The following is a 16918-nucleotide window of genomic DNA, read 5'->3' as shown; positions in this document are numbered from 1 at the left end:
ACGCCACACAATCCCGCATCCGGAGTCGACCCATGAGCAGTTTTGTCTTCCAGACCGCGCCGCAGATCGTCTGCGCGCAGGGCGCGGCCCTGCGCCTGCACGAGCTCGCGCAATCGTTCGGCGCGCAGCACGTCTTCTTCGTCACCGACCGCGGCGTGCTCGACGCCGGCATCGCAACCGGGCCGCTCGCCGCGCTGCGGCGCGCCGACATCCAGGCCACGGTCTTCTCCGACGTGCAGGCCGACCCGCCCGAGGCCGTCGTGCTGCAGGCGGCCGAGGCCGCGCGCGCCGCCGGCGCCGACATGGTGATCGGCTTCGGCGGCGGCAGCTCGATGGACACCGCCAAGCTGGTGGCGCTGCTGGCGCGCACGCCGCAGCAGCTCGGCGCGATCTACGGCATCGGCCTCGCCGCCGGGCCGCGCCTGCCGCTGATCCAGGTGCCGACCACGGCCGGCACCGGCTCCGAAGTCACGCCGATCTCGATCGTCACCACGCCCACCTCGGAAAAGAAAGGCGTGGTCACGCCGCTGCTGCTGCCCGACGCGGCCGTGCTCGACAGCCTGCTCACGCTCGGCGTGCCGCCCGCGGTCACGGCCATGACCGGCGTCGACGCGATGGTGCACGCGATCGAAGCGTTCACCAGCCGCCACAAGAAGAACGCCATCTCCGACGCGCTCGCGGTCAAGGCGCTGCAGCTGCTGTACGGCAACCTGCGCGAGGTGGTGGGCGAGGCTGCCGGCGCGGACGCGCGCGAACGCATGCTGCTGGGCTCCATGCTCGCCGGCATGGCCTTCGCCAACGCGCCGGTGGCCGCCGTGCACGCGCTGGCCTATCCGCTCGGCGGCCACTATCACCTGCCGCACGGCCTGAGCAATTCGCTGATGCTCACAGCGGTCCTGCGCTTCAACCTCTCCCACGCCACCGCCGAGTACGCCGCGCTGGGCCGCGCCATCCTGCCGGCGCTGGCCACCGCGCCCGACGCCGAAGCCGCCGAACGCTTCGTGCAGGCCATCACCGACATCACCGCCGGGATGCCCTACGCGCAGTCGCTGCGCGCCGCCGGCATCCCCCGGGACGCCCTGCCCCGACTCGCCGGCGACGCGATGAAGCAGCAGCGCCTGCTGGTCAACAACCCGCGCGACGTCACGCACGACGACGCGCTGCGCCTGTACGAAGCCGCCTTCTGAAGAGACCGCCATGCGCGACGAAGTCCGGGAGAATTTCCCGCGCCTCACCCCCGTCACCACCCGCTGGATGGACAACGACGCCTACGGCCACGTCAACAACGTGACCTACTACAGCTACTTCGACACGGCGGTCAACAAGTACCTGATCGACAGCGGCGCGCTCGACATCCACGCGGACAAGATCGTCGGCCTGGTGGCCGAGACCGGCTGCGCGTACTTCCGCTCGATCGCGTTTCCGGACGCGCTGGAAGTGGGGATCCGGGTCAGCCGCATCGGCACGTCGAGCGTGCGCTACGAGGTCGCCATCTTCCGCGAGGGGGACGAGCGCGTCTGCGCGGCGGGGCATTTCGTCCACGTCTACGTGGATCGCGCAACGGGCCGGCCGGTGGCGGTGCCCGAGCAAACGCGGGCGCTGCTCGACGCGCTGCGGTGGCCGCGCTGAAAGCGGGGAAAGCGGGGAAAGCGGAAAGCGCGCCCGGCCGCGCCGGCCGCCGGTGTCATTCCCGCCGCGGGCTCAACGATTGAACCGCGCGAGGAATTTCTGCGCGCGCTCGGTTTTCGGATGCCCGAAGAAATCCTCGGGGCGCCCGGTCTCCACCAGCTTGCCGCCGTCGAGAAAGATCACCTCGTTGGCCACGTCGCGCGCGAATCCCATTTCGTGCGTGACCACCAGCATGGTCAGCCCCCGGGCGGCGAGGTCGCGCATGACGCCGAGCACCTCGCCGACCATTTCGGGATCGAGCGCGCTGGTGGGCTCGTCGAACAGCAGCACCTCGGGGCGAATGGCCAGCGCGCGGGCAATCGCGACGCGCTGCTTCTGCCCGCCCGACAGTTGATGCGGATAGGCCTCCGCCTTGCTGGCCAGGCCGACCGTCTCCAGCAAGGCCAGCGCCTCGGCCCGCACCTCGGCGCGCGGCCGGCCGTGCACGTGGACCGGGGCCTCCATCACGTTGCCGAGCACGGTCATGTGCGGCCACAGCGCGAAGTTCTGGAACACGGTGCCGATGCGGCCGCGGGCGGCAGCCAGTTCCTTGCGGGACAGCGGCCGCGACGCCGCCCCCTCGCCGGTGCGCCCCATCGGCGCGCCGCCCACGCGGATCGTGCCGCGCCCCGGCACTTCCAGCCAGTTGACGCAACGCAGCAGCGTAGACTTGCCCGAGCCGCTCGGGCCCAGCAGGCAGGTCGTCGTGCCCTTGGGCACATCGAAACTGATGTCGCGCAGGATCTCGACCCCGTCGTAGTCCTTGCACAATCCTCGCACCGCGATGGCCGCGGGTACGCTGTCTTCCATGAATCACCTCATACGGAGTTTGCCCAGCCGGCCCACCAGCCGGTCGGTCAGCAGCGACATCAGCCAGTACAGCAGCATCGCGAACAGGAACGGGGCGAAGGGCGAGAAATAGTTGGCGCTGACGAAGTTGGCCGCGAAGGTGATTTCCTGCACCGTGATGATCATCAGCAGCGCGCTGTCCTTGATGACCATCACCGACTGGTTGACCAGGACCGGCGCGGCGATCGCGAACAGTTGCGGAAAGACGATGCGCGTGTAGCGCTTGTAGCGCGGGAAGCCGAACGCGTCCGCCGCGACCAGCGTGTCTTGTGGAACGCAGAGCGCGGCCGAGCGCAGGATCTCGATGAAGTAGGCGGTGTGGTAGACCACCAGCGAAGACAGCCCCGCCCAGAATGCTTCCGGGCGGATTCCGACCGCGGGCAGCCCGTAATAGACCACGTAGGCAAGCAGCAGGAACGGCACGCACCGCATGACGTCGAGCAGCAGCCGCGCGGCGCGCGCGAAGCCGGCCGCGCTCTCCTGCAGCGCGACGTGCGCCAGCGTGGCCAGCGGCAGGCTGATGGCCAGGCACAGCCCCACGAGCAGCAGCGATACGCCGGCTCCCGACAGGAAGACGTCGCGCGTCTCCCAGATGGCGTTCAGGCTATTCATGAGCCGGCATATCCGTAACGTTGGTCCACGCGGCGCTCCAGCACGCGCTGCAGTTGCACCAGGAGCGCGATGATCACGGTGTAGAGCACGGTGGCCGCCAGGAACGGCGGCAGCGGATCGTAGGTCTGGGCGCCGATGCGGCTGGCCGCGCGCGTGATGTCCACGATGCCGATGACGGACACGGCCGGCGTGATCTTCAGCAGCAGGGTCATCTCGCTCACCAGCGGCCCCAGGCTCACGCGCCACAGCTGCGGCAGCACGATGCGCCTGAAGCTCTGCCCGCGCGAGAAGCCGAAGGCCGCCGCCGCCTCGAGCTGGTCACGGGGAATCGTGGCCAGCGCCGCGCGCCAGATCTCGCAGTTGAACGCGGTGGTGTTCAGGCCCAATGTCAGCGCCGCCGCGGCCATCGGCGGCAGCTCCAGCCCGACCGCGGGAAGCAGGAAGAACACCAGCAGGCAGAGCGTCACCACCGGCGTGGGACGCATCAGGCTGACGTAGCCGGCAATCAGCCCGTCGATGACGGGCAGCCGGCGCCACCGCAGCAGCGCCAGCATCAGTCCCAGCGGGATGCCGGCGGCGATTGCGATGAGCGCCAGCAGCAGCGTGGTGCCAGCGCCCTGCAGCAAGGTGAGTAGGGATGTCGTCGTCATGGCGTCCTCGGCATGCCCGGGCGGCGCGGCCGGCGGCCGCGCGAGTCACCGGCATGCCACTCGCATGCCGCCCGCATGTCGCCCGCATGTCGCGTTATTGCCCGGCCAGCGGCGAGACCGGCAGCGACTCGAAGGTCATGCCGAGCCATTTGCGCTGCAGCGCGTACAGGGAGCCGTCCGCGCGTGCCTTGGCGAGGAACTGGTTGAGATAGTTCAGCAGCGTGGTGTTGCCCTTGGTGACCGCCCATGCGGCGTAGGTGGGCGTGCCCACCGCGGAGCCCAGCTTGAAGCGGTCCGGATGCTCCTTGATCAGGCTGGCCAGGTTCGGCGCGCCGTTGATGACGTAGTCGACCCGGCCATTGGCCAGGTCCTGGTAGGCCTCGGGGAACGAGGCGTACTGCACGACCTTGCCCAGGCTGCCGCCGCTGGCCGCCAGCAGCTTGCGCAGATTGTCGAGCGCGGCGAACGAGCCGCCGCCGGCCTGCACGCCCACGGTCTTGCCGGCCAGGTCGGCCACGGACTTGATGCGGGTTTCCTGCGCGCGCACCACGTAATACTGCGTCGCCTCGGCGATCGGCATGGCGAAGTCGAGGCTCTTGGCGCGCTCCGGGGTGACGACGACCGCGGTCAGCGCGACGTCGTACTTGCCGGTCGTCACGCCGGGGAGCAGACCCGACCACGGCATGATGTTCTGCTCGATCTTGAATCCCGCGGACTTGCGCAGTTGTTCGAGCAGCGCGTGATCGAGCCCGAGCGGCTTGCCGTCCTCCACGTACTCGAAAGGCCGGTAGTCGTCTTCGGTCGCGACGGTCATCACGCCCTTCGCCTGGATCTGCTCCAGCGTGGCCGCGTGCGCGGCGCCGGTTCCGACAGTCAGTGCGGCGCACGCCGTGGCAGCCGCTGCGAGCCAATGTTTGAACGTCATGGTCTTTCCTTGCAATCAGAGTTGAACAGCCATCAGGGATCGGGGATCGGGGATCAGGGTCAAAGCGCCGCCGCCGGGCGGCGGCAGACGAAATCGATTTCCACCAGGGCGTCGTATGCGAGCCCGGTCACGCCGACACAGGTGCGCGCGGGCAGGCGCCCCGGTTCGAAGAAGGTCCGGTAGGTCTCGTTGAAGGCCGCGTAGTCCTCCTTGAAGCGCGTCAGGTAGGCGCGCGCCACGAGCACGTCCGCGAAGGTCAGCCCCAGCCCGGCCAGCACCACGCGCAGGTTGGCCATGACGTTGCGCGTCTGCGCCTCGATGCCTTCGGGCAGGACGCCGGGCGCGCCCGGCCGGTCGGGCATCTGGCCCGTCACGAAGACCAGGCCGTCGCTCTCGGTGGCGTGGCTGAAGGGGGCGACCGGCGTCGGCCCGCCGGCGATCATGTGACAGGTAATTCGGCTATCGGACATCGGCATGCTTCGTGATTGGAAACGACAGCCTGTATCGCAACGCGTGTGCCAGCCGGGGATCAGTACAATTTGTATTAAAATCGCAGCTTGATGTCGTACAAATTGTGTGTGACACAAAAAATGTGCGCACAAGATCAGTGCGATTTGTGCTGATTTTTTGGGAGGATTCGCATGGATCAGAACAATGATTGGTACAATTCGAAGCCGGCTCCCGGACACCGGCCGCCGTGGATGGTGGCCATCGGCATCGCGCGCGGCCCGCGCTACCTCGCGATCGCGCAAGGCGTGCGCAATGCCCTGACGACGGGCGCCCTCAAGGCCGGCGACCGCCTGCCGCCGCAGCGCGAATTCGCGCGGCTGCTCGGACTGAATCTCGGCACCGTGACGCGCGCCTTCGACGAGCTGCGCAGCATGGGATTCATCAAGGGCGAAGTCGGGCGCGGCACCTATCTCACGCTGCCCTCCTCCACCGACGCGCCCGCGTCGCTGTGGGATCATTCGCAGCCGCACGGCTTCATCGATCTCTCGCACAACTTTCCCGAGCACGCGCCCGGCATGGCCGGCGCGCATGCGGTGCTGTCGACGCTGCTGCCGCACGATGCGCAGCGCATGCTGGCCACGCAGGTCGACGCGGGTTACGCGCAGCATCGGACGGCCGCCGCCGCGTGGCTCGACAGGCGCGGCGTCTTCGCGACCGCGGACAACGTCATCGTCACGTGCGGCGCGCAGCACGGACTGCTGCTCTCGCTGGGCGCGCTCACGCGCCCCGGCGACATCGTGCTCACCGAGGAACTGACCTACTACGGGCTGAAGTCCGCGGCGACGATGCTGGGACGCTCGCTCGTCGGCGTGCGCATGGATGCCGAAGGGCTGCTGCCCGACGCGCTCGACACCGCCATCCAGCGCTCCGGCGCCAGGGTCCTGTTCTGCTGCCCGACGCTGCACAACCCCACCACCGCCACCATGAGCGCGGCGCGCCGCCGGGACATCGCCGAGGTCTGCCGCCGGCGCGATATCGTCATCGTCGAGGACGACGTCTATGGCTGGATGCCGAACGACCCCGAACTGCCGCTGGCCAGCTACGCGCCCGAGCGCACGGTGTACGTCACCGGCCTGTCCAAGCTGGTCGGCCCCGGCCTGCGCATCGGCTTCGTCGCGGCGCCCGCCGAGCACGTGCGCGCGCTTGGCGTCGCGCTGCGCGCCACGACGCTCATGGCATCGCCGCTGAACGCCGCCGTGGCGATGAACGTCCTTGCCGCCGACAACATGGATCGCATCGTCGACGAGATACGGCGCGAAACCCACGCCCGGCAAGCCATCGTCGCGTCATGCCTGCCCGCCTCCGCGGTAGTGACCCGTCCGGGCGCGTTCTACTTCGGGCTGCGCGTCGGCACGCACTGGACCGGCCAGACCTTCGCGCGGGCGGCCGAAAGCGCGGGCATCGGCGTGACCCCGTATGACGTCTTCGAAGGCACACCGATGACGGGCGGCGCGCTGGTGCGGGTATGCCACAACGCGGCGCCGGATCAGGAAACGCTGCGGCGGGCGCTGATGGGGTTGTCTGGGTTGTTGTAGCGTGGGGGGCGCCGGGAACCTCGTCGAAAGGCGGAGTCTTGACCTCACGCCGGGGGAAGCCCAGTCCGGGCACAGTACGGTTCGCCCCCCGGGTGCCCGGGAAGGCATGCAGCCGGCCCGGGGCGCCGCTACGGGAATCGGCCGGCAGGAACGCGGCCAGTCAGCCTCGCGGCAGCATCCGATGGGACTTCGCGTAGGCGCGCAGCGCATCGTTGATGCGCGTCTGCCAGCCGTCGCCGGTCGCCTTGAAGGCTTCCACCACATCGCGGTCGGCCCGCATGTTGAGCGTCACTTTGCGCTGGTCCGCAGGCAATGCCGGCCGGCCGCGTGGCTTGAGCAGCGCCTTGGCCGCCGTCTCGCCGACCAGCTCGGGCAGCGCCTCGCGCGCCGGGCGCATCCGCGCCAGTTGCGCATCCGTGAGCGGCGGGTTGTCCCGGTCCGACTCCGCGGCCCGGGTCAGGGCGCGGTCTTCGTCATCGGCGGGGATGTGGATCTTACGCTTCGTCGACATATTTCAGTACCTCGCGGCGGTTGGCTTTGCGCAGGCTGATGACGCGCATCGCCTCGCCCCGCATCGTGAACACCAGCACATGAACACGTTCGCCAATCAGGCCGGTGGCGATAAAGCGCGCCTCGCCGTAGGGGAAGCGATCATCGTCCTGCACCGTGGCCGTGTCCATCTCGAATGATTCGGCCTCCGCCAGCGACATGCCGTGCTTGGCCCGGTTGATCTCGTCTTTGGCGGAGTCGAATTCAATTCGCATGCAATTATTGTAGTGGCATCAAATCCAGCACGCGAGGATTTTTTGCCTATGCAAAATATCGCTGATGCCGGGCATGTCGGCCGGTCCTGCGGCGGTTTCACCCCGCTGTGCGCGAAGACCTCCACCGCCTTCGCCGCATCGCCGAAGTTGCGCTGGCATGACCTGCGGCATATCTGCGCAAACTCGCATATATGGTGCGGCAAGTCGCCGCAGGTACCCCGGGAATCAGGAGGCTGGAAAACGATGGAGATGGCGCAACGCCATGCGCAGCTGTCACTTGGCGCAGTGAATAAGCAGCGCTGAAACTGGTCGAAATTCAGCCGCAGCCGAGCGCCAGGGCAGAACGGGAAAATGCTGGAAACCGTTGTGATAATTGGTGCGCCCGGCTGGGATCGAACCAGCAACCCCTGCCTTCGGAGGGCAGTACTCTATCCATTGAGCTACGGGCGCGGAGGGTATGACGCTGGCAGCGCGCGAATGGCGCCGCCGGAAAGTCGCATAGCATACAGCGTTTGCCTCGCAGCGTCCATTGCCGGCGCCTTTTCGGTGGCGCGGCTACGTTTCTCTCAAGCCGCTTTTGCCTCGATTCTGCAGGTCTTTGCGGATATAATCGCCAGTTATTTGTGTAAAAACGGGGCTACGCGGCGTCCACATGGAGTCAGGGACGGCGCAGGCTGGCTCCGCCTGCCGGCGCGCTTCAGGGCTGACAGGGAATGGATAACGGTCCGATGCGCGCCACTGGCCGGGAGGTTCGGTCACCGGGCAAGCGGCCTGACAAGGCAGCCGATCGCGAGCTGCTACGGGTTTCCTGCAAAATCGAGAGTTCAGCATGAGCGACGTCCAAAACGAGCACGAAGAACACGAGTCTCCCATCAAGACCCCCAAGCAGTTGATCGCAGTGGTGATCGCGGCCTTCCTGGTGCCGATCATCGTGATCATCCTGCTGGTCAATTTCGTCGGACATGGCTCCAAGGAAGGCGCGGGCGCTTCCACCACCGTCGAAGCCGTCAATGACCGCATCAAGCCGGTCGCTTCTCTCGAACTGAAGGATCCCAACGCGCCGCGCGTCTTCAAGACGGGCGAGCAGGTCTACAAGGAAGTGTGCGCCGCGTGCCACGCCACCGGGGCCGCGGGCGCGCCGAAGTACAGCAACGCGGGCGACTGGGCGCCGCGCATCGGCCAGGGCTTCGAGGGCCTGCTGAATTCCGTGCTGCACGGCAAGGGCGCCATGCAGCCGCGCGCCGGCACCACGCCGGACGATTATTCCGACTACGAGCTCGGCCGCGCGGTGGTCTACATGGCCGACGCCGGCGGCGCCAAGTTCCCCGAGCCGGCAGCACCGGCCGGCGGCGCCACGGCGGCCGCGTCCGATGCCGGCGCAGCGCCGGCGGCGGCGGCCGCACCCGCGGCGCCTTCTGCGGCCGCGCCTGCCGCTGCGGCTCCGGCGGCAGCCGCCGCCGCGCCGGCTTCGGCCGACGTGGGCAAGAAGGTCTACGAGCAGGTCTGCGCCGCCTGCCACGCCGCCGGTGTCGCCGGCGCGCCGAAGTTCGGCGACAAGGCGGCCTGGGCGCCGCGCCTGAAGGAAGGCATGGACGCGGTCCACGCGTTCGCGCTCAAGGGCAAGGGCGTGATGCCGCCGAAGGGCGGCTACGCCGGCCCGGATGCCGACGTGCTCGCCGCGGTGGACTACATGGCGAACGCCGCGAAGTAATGCTCCCGGCGCCCGTTGCGGCGCCGGCAGTCCCAAGCAAAAGCCCGGCGCGTGCGCCGGGCTTTTGCTTGGGACTGCATTGGTACCGCGTCGATGCCGACGCGGCGAACTTGCTGGTTTCAGACCACGCGCGAGTAGCGCAGCGGCGCCTCCGCGGGCGTCTTCACCGGCGTACCCACATCAGCGTCGCGCGCCGGCGCGGCGGCCTGGGCAGCCCGGCCGGCATCGGCGCGCAGGTAGCTGTCGAACACCATCGCCACACGGCGCACGAGCAGGCGGCCCAGCGGCGTGACCTCGATGCGCGCGGGTTCGATGCGCACGAGGCCGTCGCCGGCCAGCGTGGCGAGCTCGTCGAGCTCGGCCGCGAAATGCGTGGCGAAGTCGATGCCCGCGCGGGCCTCGAGCGCGGCAATGTCGAGCACGCCGTTGCACATGAGCGCGCCGATCACTTCGCGGCGCAGGCGGTCTTCCGCGTCCGTGGCGAAGCCGCGCATCACCGGCAGCGTGCCGTGGTCGAGCGCGCCGTAGTATTCGTCGAGCGTGCGCGCGTTCTGCACGTAGCGCCCGGCGACCGCGCCGATCGAGGACACGCCGAAGCCGAGCTGGTCGTGGCCGGCGTGGGTCGAGTAGCCCTGGAAGTTGCGTTGCAGCCGGCCTTCGCGCTGGGCCACGGCGAGCGCGTCGTCGGGCAGCGCGAAGTGGTCCATGCCGATGTAGACGTAGCCGGCTGCGGTCAGCTGCGCGATGGTGCCGACCAGGATGTCGAGCTTCTCCGCGGCCGCGGGCAGCGCGCGCTCGTCGATGCGGCGCTGCGGCTTGAACACGTGCGGCAGGTGCGCGTAGCTGTACACCGAGAGCCGGTCCGGGCGCATTGCCAGCACCTGTTCCACGGTGGCGGCGAAGCGCGCCGCGGTCTGGTGCGGCAGGCCGTAGATCAGGTCCATGCTGACCGAGCGGAAGCCGAGCCGGCGCGCGGCGTCGACCACGGCGCGGGTCTCGGCCTGCGACTGCACGCGGTGGATGGCCTGCTGGACCTCGGCGTCGAAATCCTGCACGCCGAGGCTGACGCGGTTGAAGCCGAGCTCGGCCAGCAGCGCCATCTGCGCGTCGCCGACGCGGCGCGGATCGATCTCGATGGAGTGCTCGCCTTCGGGCAGCAGGTCGAAGTGCGCGTGCATGGCGTCCATCACGCGGCGCATCTCGGCCGCGTCGAGGAAGGTCGGCGTGCCGCCGCCCCAGTGCGACTGCACCACCTCGCGCCGCGCGCCGAGCCGCGCGGCGGCCAGCGCCATCTCGCGCACGAGATAGTGCACGTAGCGGCCGCTGCGGCCGTGGTCGCGCGTGATGATCTTGTTGCAGCCGCAGTAGTAGCAGATGTTCTCGCAGAACGGGATGTGCACGTAGAGCGAGAGCGGCGCCGGCTGCGCGGCGCAGTCGGCCAGCGCCTGCAGGTAGTCGGCCTCGCCGAAGCCGCCGTGGAAGCGGTCCGCGGTGGGGTAGGAGGTATAGCGCGGCCCGTTGATGTCCATGCGCCCGGCCAGCGCGCGGAAATCCGCCAGCGCGTGGCCGCCGGGCTGCTTGCCGGTGCAGGCCGCGCCGCAGTTGCCGGAGCAGGCGCGCGGCTGGCCGGCGGCGGACAGCGCGATGGATCGGGTGGACGGACTGCTGGCGGGGTGCGGGGCGGGGGCTGGCGCGGACATGGGGCGGCCTTCGTGTCGGATGTCGATCGCCCATCCTAGAGGCGGGCGGCCCGGCGGGCGTTGATCGACATCAAGCGGCGTCGCGCCGCGCCGGGCTGGCGTGGCCGGACACCACCCGGACGCCACCTTGGCGTCACCCCGGCGGCTTCCCGGCATCTTCCCGCGGGCGCCGGCGTCACCCCGCATCGCCGGCGCGCTCAGGCGCGCGGCAGCGTGATGCGCACGCGCAGGCCGCCTTCGGGGCGGTTGGCGAGGTTGAGCTCGCCGCCGTGGCGCGCGACGATGTCCGAGGCGATCGACAAACCCATGCCGACGCCGCCGGTGGCGCGGCTGCGCGAGGTCTCCAGCCGGTAGAACGGCTCCAGCACGCGCGCCATGTCCTCGGGCGGAATGCCGGGCCCGCTGTCGCACACGTCGATCACCACGCGCTCCGCGCTGTCGGCCAGCTCGATGCGCGCGCTGCCGCCGTAGCGGTGCGCGTTCTCCACCAGGTTGACCACCGCGCGGCGCAGCTCGGCCGGGTAGGCCAGCAGCGGCGCGGCGGCGCCGGCCAGGGTGACGTCCTGGCCGATCTCGGTGGCGTCGTCCACCACGGCCTGCAGCAGCGCGTGCACGTCCACGCGCTGGCGCGGCCCGGCGTTGCCGTCGCGCTCGCGCAGGTAGTAGAGCGTGGCGTCGATCAGCCCGTTCATCTCGGCCAGGTCCTGGCGCAGGCGGTAGCGCACGCGGTTGTCGTCCACGCCTTCGATGCGCAGGCTCATGCGCGTGAGCGGCGTGCGCAGGTCGTGCGACACCGCGGCCAGGAAGCGCGACTGCTGCGCGAGCTGCGTGCGGATGCGCCGCTGCATGTGGTTGAAGGCGCGGGCCGCGGCGCGCGCCTCGGCCGGGCCGCTGTCCTCGTCGAGCGGCGCCGCGTGCACGTCCTGCGCCAGCCGGCCGGCGCCGCTGGCCAGGCTCTGCACCGGGCGCGCCAGCAGCCGCGCGCCGGCCCACGAGGCGGCGATGATGGCGGCGAACTGGAACAGCAGGCCCAGGCGCGGCGGGCCCAGGCCGCGCGGCGGATGCAGGTGGTGATGCCTGGGCATGGCGCCGCCCGCGTCCGCGCGCGGCGCGCCGCCAGCGGCGGCGGAGCCGGTGGTGGCGCCAGCAGCGGGGCCGGTATCGGAACCAGCAGCGGGACCGGCGCCGGGGCCGCCGGCGCGGGGCGGGCCCGCGTCGTCGGGCGGCGGTTCGTCGCCGGGCACCAGCGCGATGCCGATCTCGCCCGGACGCGGGAAGATGCTCTCGATCACGGTGACGCCCAGCACGTGCACGGCCAGCATGATGGCCATCATCACCAGGAACAGCCGCACGAACATCGTGTCATGGCGGGCCACCCAGCCCGCGCGCTCAGCCTTCGACGGTGCCGGTGAAGACATAGCCCTCGCCTCGCACGGTGCGGATCAGCGCCGGGTCGCGCGGGTCGTCGCGCAGCTTCTGGCGCAGGCGCGAGACCAGCAGGTCGATGCTGCGGTCGAATACGTCCAGGTCGCGGCCGCGCGCCTGGTTGATCAGCAGCTCGCGGTCCAGCACGCGGTTGGGATGCTCGATGAAGGCCAGCAGCAGGCGGAATTCGGCGTTGGACAGCGGCACCACGGTTTCCTCGCCGTCGACGAGCTGGCGCAGCGTGGTGTTGAGCCGCCAGCTGCCGAAGCGCAGTTCGTGGCCGGCCACCGTCGCCGGGCGCTTCAGGCCCGCGCCGGCGCCGGCGCGCGCGCGGCGCAGCACGGTGTGGATGCGCGCCACCAGCTCGCGCATCTCGAACGGCTTGGTGACGTAGTCGTCGGCGCCCACTTCGAGGCCGACCACGCGGTCGGCCAGCTCGGTGCGCGCGGTCAGCATGATGACCGGCAGGTCGCCGCGCTCGCGGATCTCGCGGCACAGCGCCAGGCCGTTCTCGCCGGGCAGCGAAAGGTCCAGCACCACGAGGTCGTAGTCGCGCGCGGCCAGCGCGGCGCGCATGGCGGCGCCGCCCTCGGCGCCGTCGGCCTCGATGCCGAAGGTGGCGAGATATTCGGCCAGCATGGCGCGGATCTGCGGATCGTCGTCGACGACCAGCAGGTGCAGGGGCGAAGCGGGGGACAGGTCCATCGGGGTATCGGTGTGGCAGGTTGCGGCGGTAGGCGGCATGGCTGGCGGCGCGGCGGCGCCCGGGATCGGCGCGCGCGCGGCGCGGCGCGCCAAGGCAGGCTGGCGCATGGCCTGCGCCAGGCGATCACTCTACCAGCATGGCGGCGCGCGCTGATGGGCGCGGTGTGGCCTCTTTGTATCAGAATCGACACAAGGCCGCGCGTGCCGGCGGCGAGCGGCATGCGCGGCGGCGCACGCAGGCGCCCGGCTTTCCGCTCTTGCCCAGCGCCGGGCGTCCTAAGATCAACATGTGCACGCCGCACCGCTTTGTTTCGGCCGCCCCCGGGCTATGCTGGAAGCGATCGGCATGCAGCCGGCGCCCCGCGCCCGCCACTGGAGACCGCCATGAATCCCATGCAAGCCTCGCCCGAATTGCCGGAATCGCCGGGCAGCGCGACGGCAGGCGTACCCAGTGCTGCGCCGCGCCGCCGGGAGGACCGCCGAGATGCGCGATAGCCCCTTGCCGGACCAGGGCCGGCGCCGCTTCATCGGCGGACTCGGCGGCGTGGGCGGCGCGCTGGGCGCGGGCCTGCTCGGGCTGGCGGGCGAGGCCGGCGCCGCGCCGCCGCTGTGCGCATTGACGCCGGAGCGGGCCGAAGGCCCGTTCTATATCGACGAATCCCTGATGCGCAGCGACATCCGCGACCGCCGCCCCGGCCAGCCGCTGCGGCTGCGCGTGATCGTGCTGGATACCGCGCGCAACTGCGCGCGCGTGGCCGGCGCCGTGGCCAGCATCTGGCATTGCGATGCCGGCGGGCACTACAGCGGCTTCGAGCGGGCCGAGCCGCCGCCGGCCGCCGGCGAGGCTTCCGCGCCGGTGGCCGCCGCGCCCGCCGGTGCGCAGCGCTTCCTGCGCGGCGCGCAAGCCACCCGGCGCGACGGCAGCGCGCAGTTCCTGACCATCTACCCGGGCTGGTACGCGCCGCGCGCGGTGCACATCCACCTGAAGATCCATCTCGGCGAGCACGGCGTGCTGACCACCCAGATGTTCTTCGACGACCGGCTCAGCCAGCTCGTGCATACCAGCCATCCCGCCTACCGCGCGCGCGGCCCGTCGCCGGTGACGGTGCGGCAGGACCCGCTCGCCGGCGCGCATCCGGGCTTCGTGATGGTCCACCGCCCCAACGAAAGCGGCTTGCTGGAGGGCGAATTCCTGGTGGGGGTGGCGCGCCCGTGAGCCGCGCGGGCGCATAAAAAAAACGCCCCCGGACGCAGGGTGCGGGGGCGTCGAAACAGGGAAGAAGTCGGGCATGTCGCCCGGCCACGCCGACTCCGAAGGGACGGAACGGCGCGGCGCCCGGACCTGTGCAGCAGTCCGGGCACCCGCGATGTTAGGAGGCCGGCGGGCGCCGATCTTGTCCCGCTTGTAGGCCAATGTATCGACTTTGTACGCCGCGCCGCCGGCGCGGGCGTCAGGACGCGGTGGTCTTGCCGGGCGTGCCGAGCAGCGCCTTGAGCCCGGCGAGGCGGTCCTTGGGGCTCATGGCGGGGGTGGCGTCGGCCGGCGCGGGCGCTTCCTCGAGCTTCATCTCGCCGATGAAGCGCGAGGGCTCGCACGAGTAGGTGTCGCGCGCGCGCTTGCGCTTCTTGCACCAGCTGATCTGCAGGCTGCGCTGGGCGCGCGTGATGCCCACGTACATCAGGCGGCGCTCTTCCTCGATCTTCTCGTCGCCGAGGTCTTCGTCCTCGCGGCAATGCGGCAGGATGCCCTCTTCCACGCCGACCAGGAACACGTGCGGGTATTCCAGCCCCTTGGAGGCGTGCAGCGTGGACAGGCGCACGGCGTCGGGATCTTCCTCGCGGCCTTCGAGCATGCTCATCAGCGCCACGGTCTGGGTCAGCTCGAGCAGGTTCTTGCCTTCGTCGCCGAAGCCGTCGGCGGTGTCGAAGCCGGTGGCCTCGCCCTCGGCGCCCTCGGGCCGGGTGCCCTTGCGCTTGAGCCAGTCGAGGAACTCCAGCGTGTTGGTCCAGCGCGACTGGGCCTGGCGCTCGTCGAAGGTGTCGTACAGGTAGGCTTCGTAGTGGATGCCTTCCATCAGGTCGTCGAGCACCTGGCTGGCCGGATCGCTGGCCGCGCGGCCGGCCAGGCGCACCATCGACTCGCAGAACACGCGCAGCGGCTCGAGCTGGCGCGGCTGCAGCTTGCCTTCGATGCCGCCCATCATGGCCGCCTCGAACAGCGACACCTTGGCCTGCCCGGCGAAGGTGCCGAGCACTTCCAGCGTGGCGTTGCCGACGCCGCGGCGCGGCGTGGTGATGGCGCGGATGAAGGCGGGATCGTCGTCGGCGTTGGCGATCAGGCGCAGGTAGGCGCAGATGTCCTTGATCTCGGCGCGGTCGAAGAAGCTCTGGCCGCCGGACAGCACGTAGGGAATGCGCTCGCGCCGCAGGATCTGCTCGAACAGGCGCGCCTGGTGGTTGCCGCGGTAGAGGATGGCGTAGTCGCGGAACTGCGCGCGCCGCTCGAACTTGTGCGCGGACAGGCGGAACACCACGGATTCGGCCTCGTGCTCCTCGTCGTTCATCGGGTTGACGGCGATCGGGTCGCCCATGCCGTGCTCGCTCCACAGCTTCTTGTCGAACAGCTTGGGATTGTTGGCGATGACCGCGTTGGCCGCTTCCAGGATGCGCACCGTGGAGCGGTAGTTCTGCTCGAGCTTGACCACCTTGAGGCCGGGGAAATCGGTCTGCAGCAGGCGCAGGTTGTCGAGCGTGGCGCCGCGCCAGCCGTAGATGGCCTGGTCGTCGTCGCCGACCGCGGTGAAGGCCGGCGCGCGCAGGTGCGAGCCGCCGGCGAGCTGCTTGAGCAGCGCGTACTGGCAGGCGTTGGTGTCCTGGTATTCGTCCACCAGGAAGTAGCGCAGGCGGTTCTGCCATTTCATGCGAACCGCCTCGTCGCGCGCGAACAGCTCGGCCGGCAGGCGGATCAGGTCGTCGAAGTCCACCGCCTGGTAGGCGTGCAGCGTGGCCACGTAGTTGCGGTAGACCAGCGCGGCCTGGTGATCGTCGGCGCTCTCGGCGATGGCGATGGCGGTCTCGGGATCGACCATGCCGTTCTTCCACAGCGAGATCGTGCTCTGCACGCTGCGGATCAGCTTCTTGTCGGTGGTGGCGAGTTGCTCCTGCACCAGGCCGAAGCAGTCGTCCGAGTCCATGATGGAAAAGCGCGGCTTGAGTCCCACGTGCTCGGCCTCGGCGCGCAGGATCTGCACGCCGAGCGAGTGGAAGGTGCTCACCGTCATCTGCTTGAGCGGGATGCGGCGGCCCTCGCGCGTGGTCTTGCCTTCCATCAGCTTGGCGATGCGCTCCTGCATCTCCTTGGCGGCCTTGTTGGTGAAGGTCACGGCGGCGATGTGCTTCGGCTCGAAGCCCTTGTCCTCGATCAGGTGCGCGATCTTCTGCGTGATCACCCGCGTCTTGCCGGAGCCGGCGCCGGCCAGCACCAGGCAGGGTCCGTCGAGATAACGGACGGCTTCGGATTGGGCGGGATTGAGTCCGTGGGTCATGCGTCGGGGCGTGGTGGCGGAAGCGGATGGCGAAATGGCGGGCGCGGGCCCGGCAAGGACCGGCAAGGACAAAGCGGCCAGGGCTGCCTGTGAAGACCGCGGCACCGGGACGGCGATCCCGCGGGCGGCCGCAGCGGCAGATGTTAACACGGCGGCGGGTCCGCCCCCGCCGGCCCGGCGCCGTGCGTTGACAAGCCACCGGGGCTGCCTGTAGAGTCGCGCCATCCGACCGGGAGAGCGCGCAGAGCCTGCGCCGCCGAAGGGGTATCACCCGAAAACTCTCAGGCACCAAGGACTGGTCGGATCGGCCCGCAACATG

The 16918-nt window shown here is 70.1% G+C and carries 17 protein-coding genes, 1 tRNA gene and 1 riboswitch; of the genes, 6 read left to right on the top strand and 12 right to left on the bottom strand.

What is annotated here, in order from left to right:
• Positions 1–32: 32 nt before the first annotated feature.
• Together AC3WXD_RS19935 and AC3WXD_RS19930 are read left to right on the top strand one after the other, a co-directional pair.
• The gene (locus tag AC3WXD_RS19935; protein ID WP_492324510.1) at positions 33–1187 is read left to right on the top strand and encodes an iron-containing alcohol dehydrogenase; all 1155 of its coding nucleotides are present in this window, start codon (positions 33–35) and stop codon (positions 1185–1187) included.
• A gap of 10 nt (positions 1188–1197) precedes the next feature.
• Positions 1198–1629, top strand: coding sequence for an acyl-CoA thioesterase (locus AC3WXD_RS19930; RefSeq protein ID WP_492324509.1), 432 nt, complete (start codon positions 1198–1200; stop codon positions 1627–1629).
• A 72-nt stretch (positions 1630–1701) separates the two neighbouring features.
• Here AC3WXD_RS19930 and AC3WXD_RS19925 read toward each other — a convergent pair whose 3' ends face one another.
• From AC3WXD_RS19925 to AC3WXD_RS19905, 5 genes are all read right to left on the bottom strand, one after another.
• Positions 1702–2478: an amino acid ABC transporter ATP-binding protein gene (locus tag AC3WXD_RS19925; protein WP_059410898.1), complete on the bottom strand. Its 777-nt coding sequence runs from the start codon at positions 2476–2478 to the stop codon at positions 1702–1704.
• 3 nt (positions 2479–2481) lie between these two features.
• The gene (locus AC3WXD_RS19920) at positions 2482–3129 is read right to left on the bottom strand and encodes an amino acid ABC transporter permease (RefSeq protein ID WP_020200420.1); all 648 of its coding nucleotides are present in this window, start codon (positions 3127–3129) and stop codon (positions 2482–2484) included.
• Positions 3126–3779 carry an amino acid ABC transporter permease gene (locus tag AC3WXD_RS19915; RefSeq protein WP_059410900.1) on the bottom strand — a complete coding sequence of 218 codons (654 nt, stop codon included), beginning with the start codon at positions 3777–3779 and terminating at the stop codon, positions 3126–3128. The genes AC3WXD_RS19920 and AC3WXD_RS19915 overlap by 4 nt, the downstream gene beginning before the upstream one ends.
• A 94-nt stretch (positions 3780–3873) precedes the next feature.
• Positions 3874–4704, bottom strand: coding sequence for a transporter substrate-binding domain-containing protein (locus AC3WXD_RS19910; protein ID WP_020200422.1), 831 nt, complete (start codon positions 4702–4704; stop codon positions 3874–3876).
• A gap of 59 nt (positions 4705–4763) precedes the next feature.
• Positions 4764–5174 carry a RidA family protein gene (locus tag AC3WXD_RS19905; protein WP_059410956.1) on the bottom strand — a complete coding sequence of 137 codons (411 nt, stop codon included), beginning with the start codon at positions 5172–5174 and terminating at the stop codon, positions 4764–4766.
• 171 nt (positions 5175–5345) lie between these two features.
• Between AC3WXD_RS19905 and AC3WXD_RS19900 the strand changes: the two genes are divergently transcribed.
• Positions 5346–6749: an aminotransferase-like domain-containing protein gene (locus tag AC3WXD_RS19900; RefSeq protein WP_454732353.1), complete on the top strand. Its 1404-nt coding sequence runs from the start codon at positions 5346–5348 to the stop codon at positions 6747–6749.
• A 160-nt stretch (positions 6750–6909) separates the two neighbouring features.
• On the opposite strand, the gene AC3WXD_RS19895 is transcribed toward AC3WXD_RS19900, so the two are convergent.
• Complete coding sequence (locus AC3WXD_RS19895) at positions 6910–7260, bottom strand: BrnA antitoxin family protein (protein WP_020200424.1); 351 nt, start codon at positions 7258–7260, stop codon at positions 6910–6912.
• A complete protein-coding gene (locus tag AC3WXD_RS19890) occupies positions 7244–7513 on the bottom strand; it encodes a BrnT family toxin (protein ID WP_020200425.1) in 270 nt (89 codons plus the stop codon). Before AC3WXD_RS19890 ends, AC3WXD_RS19895 begins: the two co-directional genes overlap by 17 nt.
• 48 nt (positions 7514–7561) lie before the next feature.
• Here AC3WXD_RS19890 and AC3WXD_RS19885 point away from each other — a divergent pair, with 48 nt between their 5' ends.
• Positions 7562–7816, top strand: a complete 255-nt coding sequence (locus AC3WXD_RS19885) for a hypothetical protein (protein WP_492324508.1) — start codon at positions 7562–7564, stop codon at positions 7814–7816.
• Between the two features lie 71 nt (positions 7817–7887).
• Here AC3WXD_RS19885 and AC3WXD_RS19880 read toward each other — a convergent pair.
• Positions 7888–7963, bottom strand: a tRNA-Arg gene (locus tag AC3WXD_RS19880).
• Positions 7964–8342: 379 nt separating this feature from the next.
• Here AC3WXD_RS19880 and AC3WXD_RS19875 point away from each other — a divergent pair.
• Positions 8343–9224 (top strand): c-type cytochrome, encoded by an 882-nt coding sequence (locus AC3WXD_RS19875; RefSeq protein WP_492324507.1) that lies wholly within the window; start codon positions 8343–8345, stop codon positions 9222–9224.
• Positions 9225–9343: 119 nt separating this feature from the next.
• On the opposite strand, the gene hemN is transcribed toward AC3WXD_RS19875, so the two are convergent.
• From hemN to AC3WXD_RS19860, 3 genes are all read right to left on the bottom strand, one after another.
• On the bottom strand, positions 9344–10753 hold the full coding sequence (gene hemN, locus AC3WXD_RS19870) for an oxygen-independent coproporphyrinogen III oxidase (protein ID WP_492324561.1): 1410 nt from the start codon (positions 10751–10753) through the stop codon (positions 9344–9346).
• Positions 10754–11121: 368 nt separating this feature from the next.
• Positions 11122–12342, bottom strand: coding sequence for an ATP-binding protein (locus AC3WXD_RS19865; protein ID WP_155887893.1), 1221 nt, complete (start codon positions 12340–12342; stop codon positions 11122–11124).
• A complete protein-coding gene (locus AC3WXD_RS19860) occupies positions 12314–13054 on the bottom strand; it encodes a response regulator (protein WP_029043056.1) in 741 nt (246 codons plus the stop codon). The genes AC3WXD_RS19865 and AC3WXD_RS19860 overlap by 29 nt, the downstream gene beginning before the upstream one ends.
• A gap of 484 nt (positions 13055–13538) precedes the next feature.
• Between AC3WXD_RS19860 and AC3WXD_RS19855 the strand changes: the two genes are divergently transcribed.
• Positions 13539–14270 carry a dioxygenase family protein gene (locus AC3WXD_RS19855; RefSeq protein ID WP_492324506.1) on the top strand — a complete coding sequence of 244 codons (732 nt, stop codon included), beginning with the start codon at positions 13539–13541 and terminating at the stop codon, positions 14268–14270.
• 235 nt (positions 14271–14505) lie between these two features.
• On the opposite strand, the gene AC3WXD_RS19850 is transcribed toward AC3WXD_RS19855, so the two are convergent.
• Positions 14506–16599, bottom strand: coding sequence for a UvrD-helicase domain-containing protein (locus AC3WXD_RS19850; RefSeq protein ID WP_492324505.1), 2094 nt, complete (start codon positions 16597–16599; stop codon positions 14506–14508).
• A 220-nt stretch (positions 16600–16819) separates the two neighbouring features.
• A riboswitch (glycine riboswitch) is annotated at positions 16820–16907 on the top strand.
• Positions 16908–16918: the final 11 nt, after the last annotated feature.

The sequence above is a fragment of the Cupriavidus sp. FW216-B1 genome (assembly GCF_058789195.1).
Note: the sequence above shows the minus strand (reverse complement) of the source record. Positions and strands in the feature narration are given on the sequence as shown.

Excerpts from the sequence above, each read along its gene's own strand:
- AC3WXD_RS19935 (WP_492324510.1), top strand. The coding sequence starts at position 33 with ATGAGCAGTTTTGTCTTCCAGACCGCGCCGCAGATCGTCTGCGCGCAG.
- AC3WXD_RS19930 (WP_492324509.1), top strand. The coding sequence starts at position 1,198 with ATGCGCGACGAAGTCCGGGAGAATTTCCCGCGCCTCACCCCCGTCACC.
- AC3WXD_RS19925 (WP_059410898.1), bottom strand. The coding sequence starts at position 2,478 with ATGGAAGACAGCGTACCCGCGGCCATCGCGGTGCGAGGATTGTGCAAG.
- AC3WXD_RS19920 (WP_020200420.1), bottom strand. The coding sequence starts at position 3,129 with ATGAATAGCCTGAACGCCATCTGGGAGACGCGCGACGTCTTCCTGTCG.
- AC3WXD_RS19915 (WP_059410900.1), bottom strand. The coding sequence starts at position 3,779 with ATGACGACGACATCCCTACTCACCTTGCTGCAGGGCGCTGGCACCACG.
- AC3WXD_RS19910 (WP_020200422.1), bottom strand. The coding sequence starts at position 4,704 with ATGACGTTCAAACATTGGCTCGCAGCGGCTGCCACGGCGTGCGCCGCA.
- AC3WXD_RS19905 (WP_059410956.1), bottom strand. The coding sequence starts at position 5,174 with ATGTCCGATAGCCGAATTACCTGTCACATGATCGCCGGCGGGCCGACG.
- AC3WXD_RS19900 (WP_454732353.1), top strand. The coding sequence starts at position 5,346 with ATGGATCAGAACAATGATTGGTACAATTCGAAGCCGGCTCCCGGACAC.
- AC3WXD_RS19895 (WP_020200424.1), bottom strand. The coding sequence starts at position 7,260 with ATGTCGACGAAGCGTAAGATCCACATCCCCGCCGATGACGAAGACCGC.
- AC3WXD_RS19890 (WP_020200425.1), bottom strand. The coding sequence starts at position 7,513 with ATGCGAATTGAATTCGACTCCGCCAAAGACGAGATCAACCGGGCCAAG.
- AC3WXD_RS19885 (WP_492324508.1), top strand. The coding sequence starts at position 7,562 with ATGCAAAATATCGCTGATGCCGGGCATGTCGGCCGGTCCTGCGGCGGT.
- AC3WXD_RS19875 (WP_492324507.1), top strand. The coding sequence starts at position 8,343 with ATGAGCGACGTCCAAAACGAGCACGAAGAACACGAGTCTCCCATCAAG.
- hemN (WP_492324561.1), bottom strand. The coding sequence starts at position 10,753 with ATGGACATCAACGGGCCGCGCTATACCTCCTACCCCACCGCGGACCGC.
- AC3WXD_RS19865 (WP_155887893.1), bottom strand. The coding sequence starts at position 12,342 with ATGTCTTCACCGGCACCGTCGAAGGCTGAGCGCGCGGGCTGGGTGGCC.
- AC3WXD_RS19860 (WP_029043056.1), bottom strand. The coding sequence starts at position 13,054 with ATGGACCTGTCCCCCGCTTCGCCCCTGCACCTGCTGGTCGTCGACGAC.
- AC3WXD_RS19855 (WP_492324506.1), top strand. The coding sequence starts at position 13,539 with ATGCGCGATAGCCCCTTGCCGGACCAGGGCCGGCGCCGCTTCATCGGC.
- AC3WXD_RS19850 (WP_492324505.1), bottom strand. The coding sequence starts at position 16,599 with ATGACCCACGGACTCAATCCCGCCCAATCCGAAGCCGTCCGTTATCTC.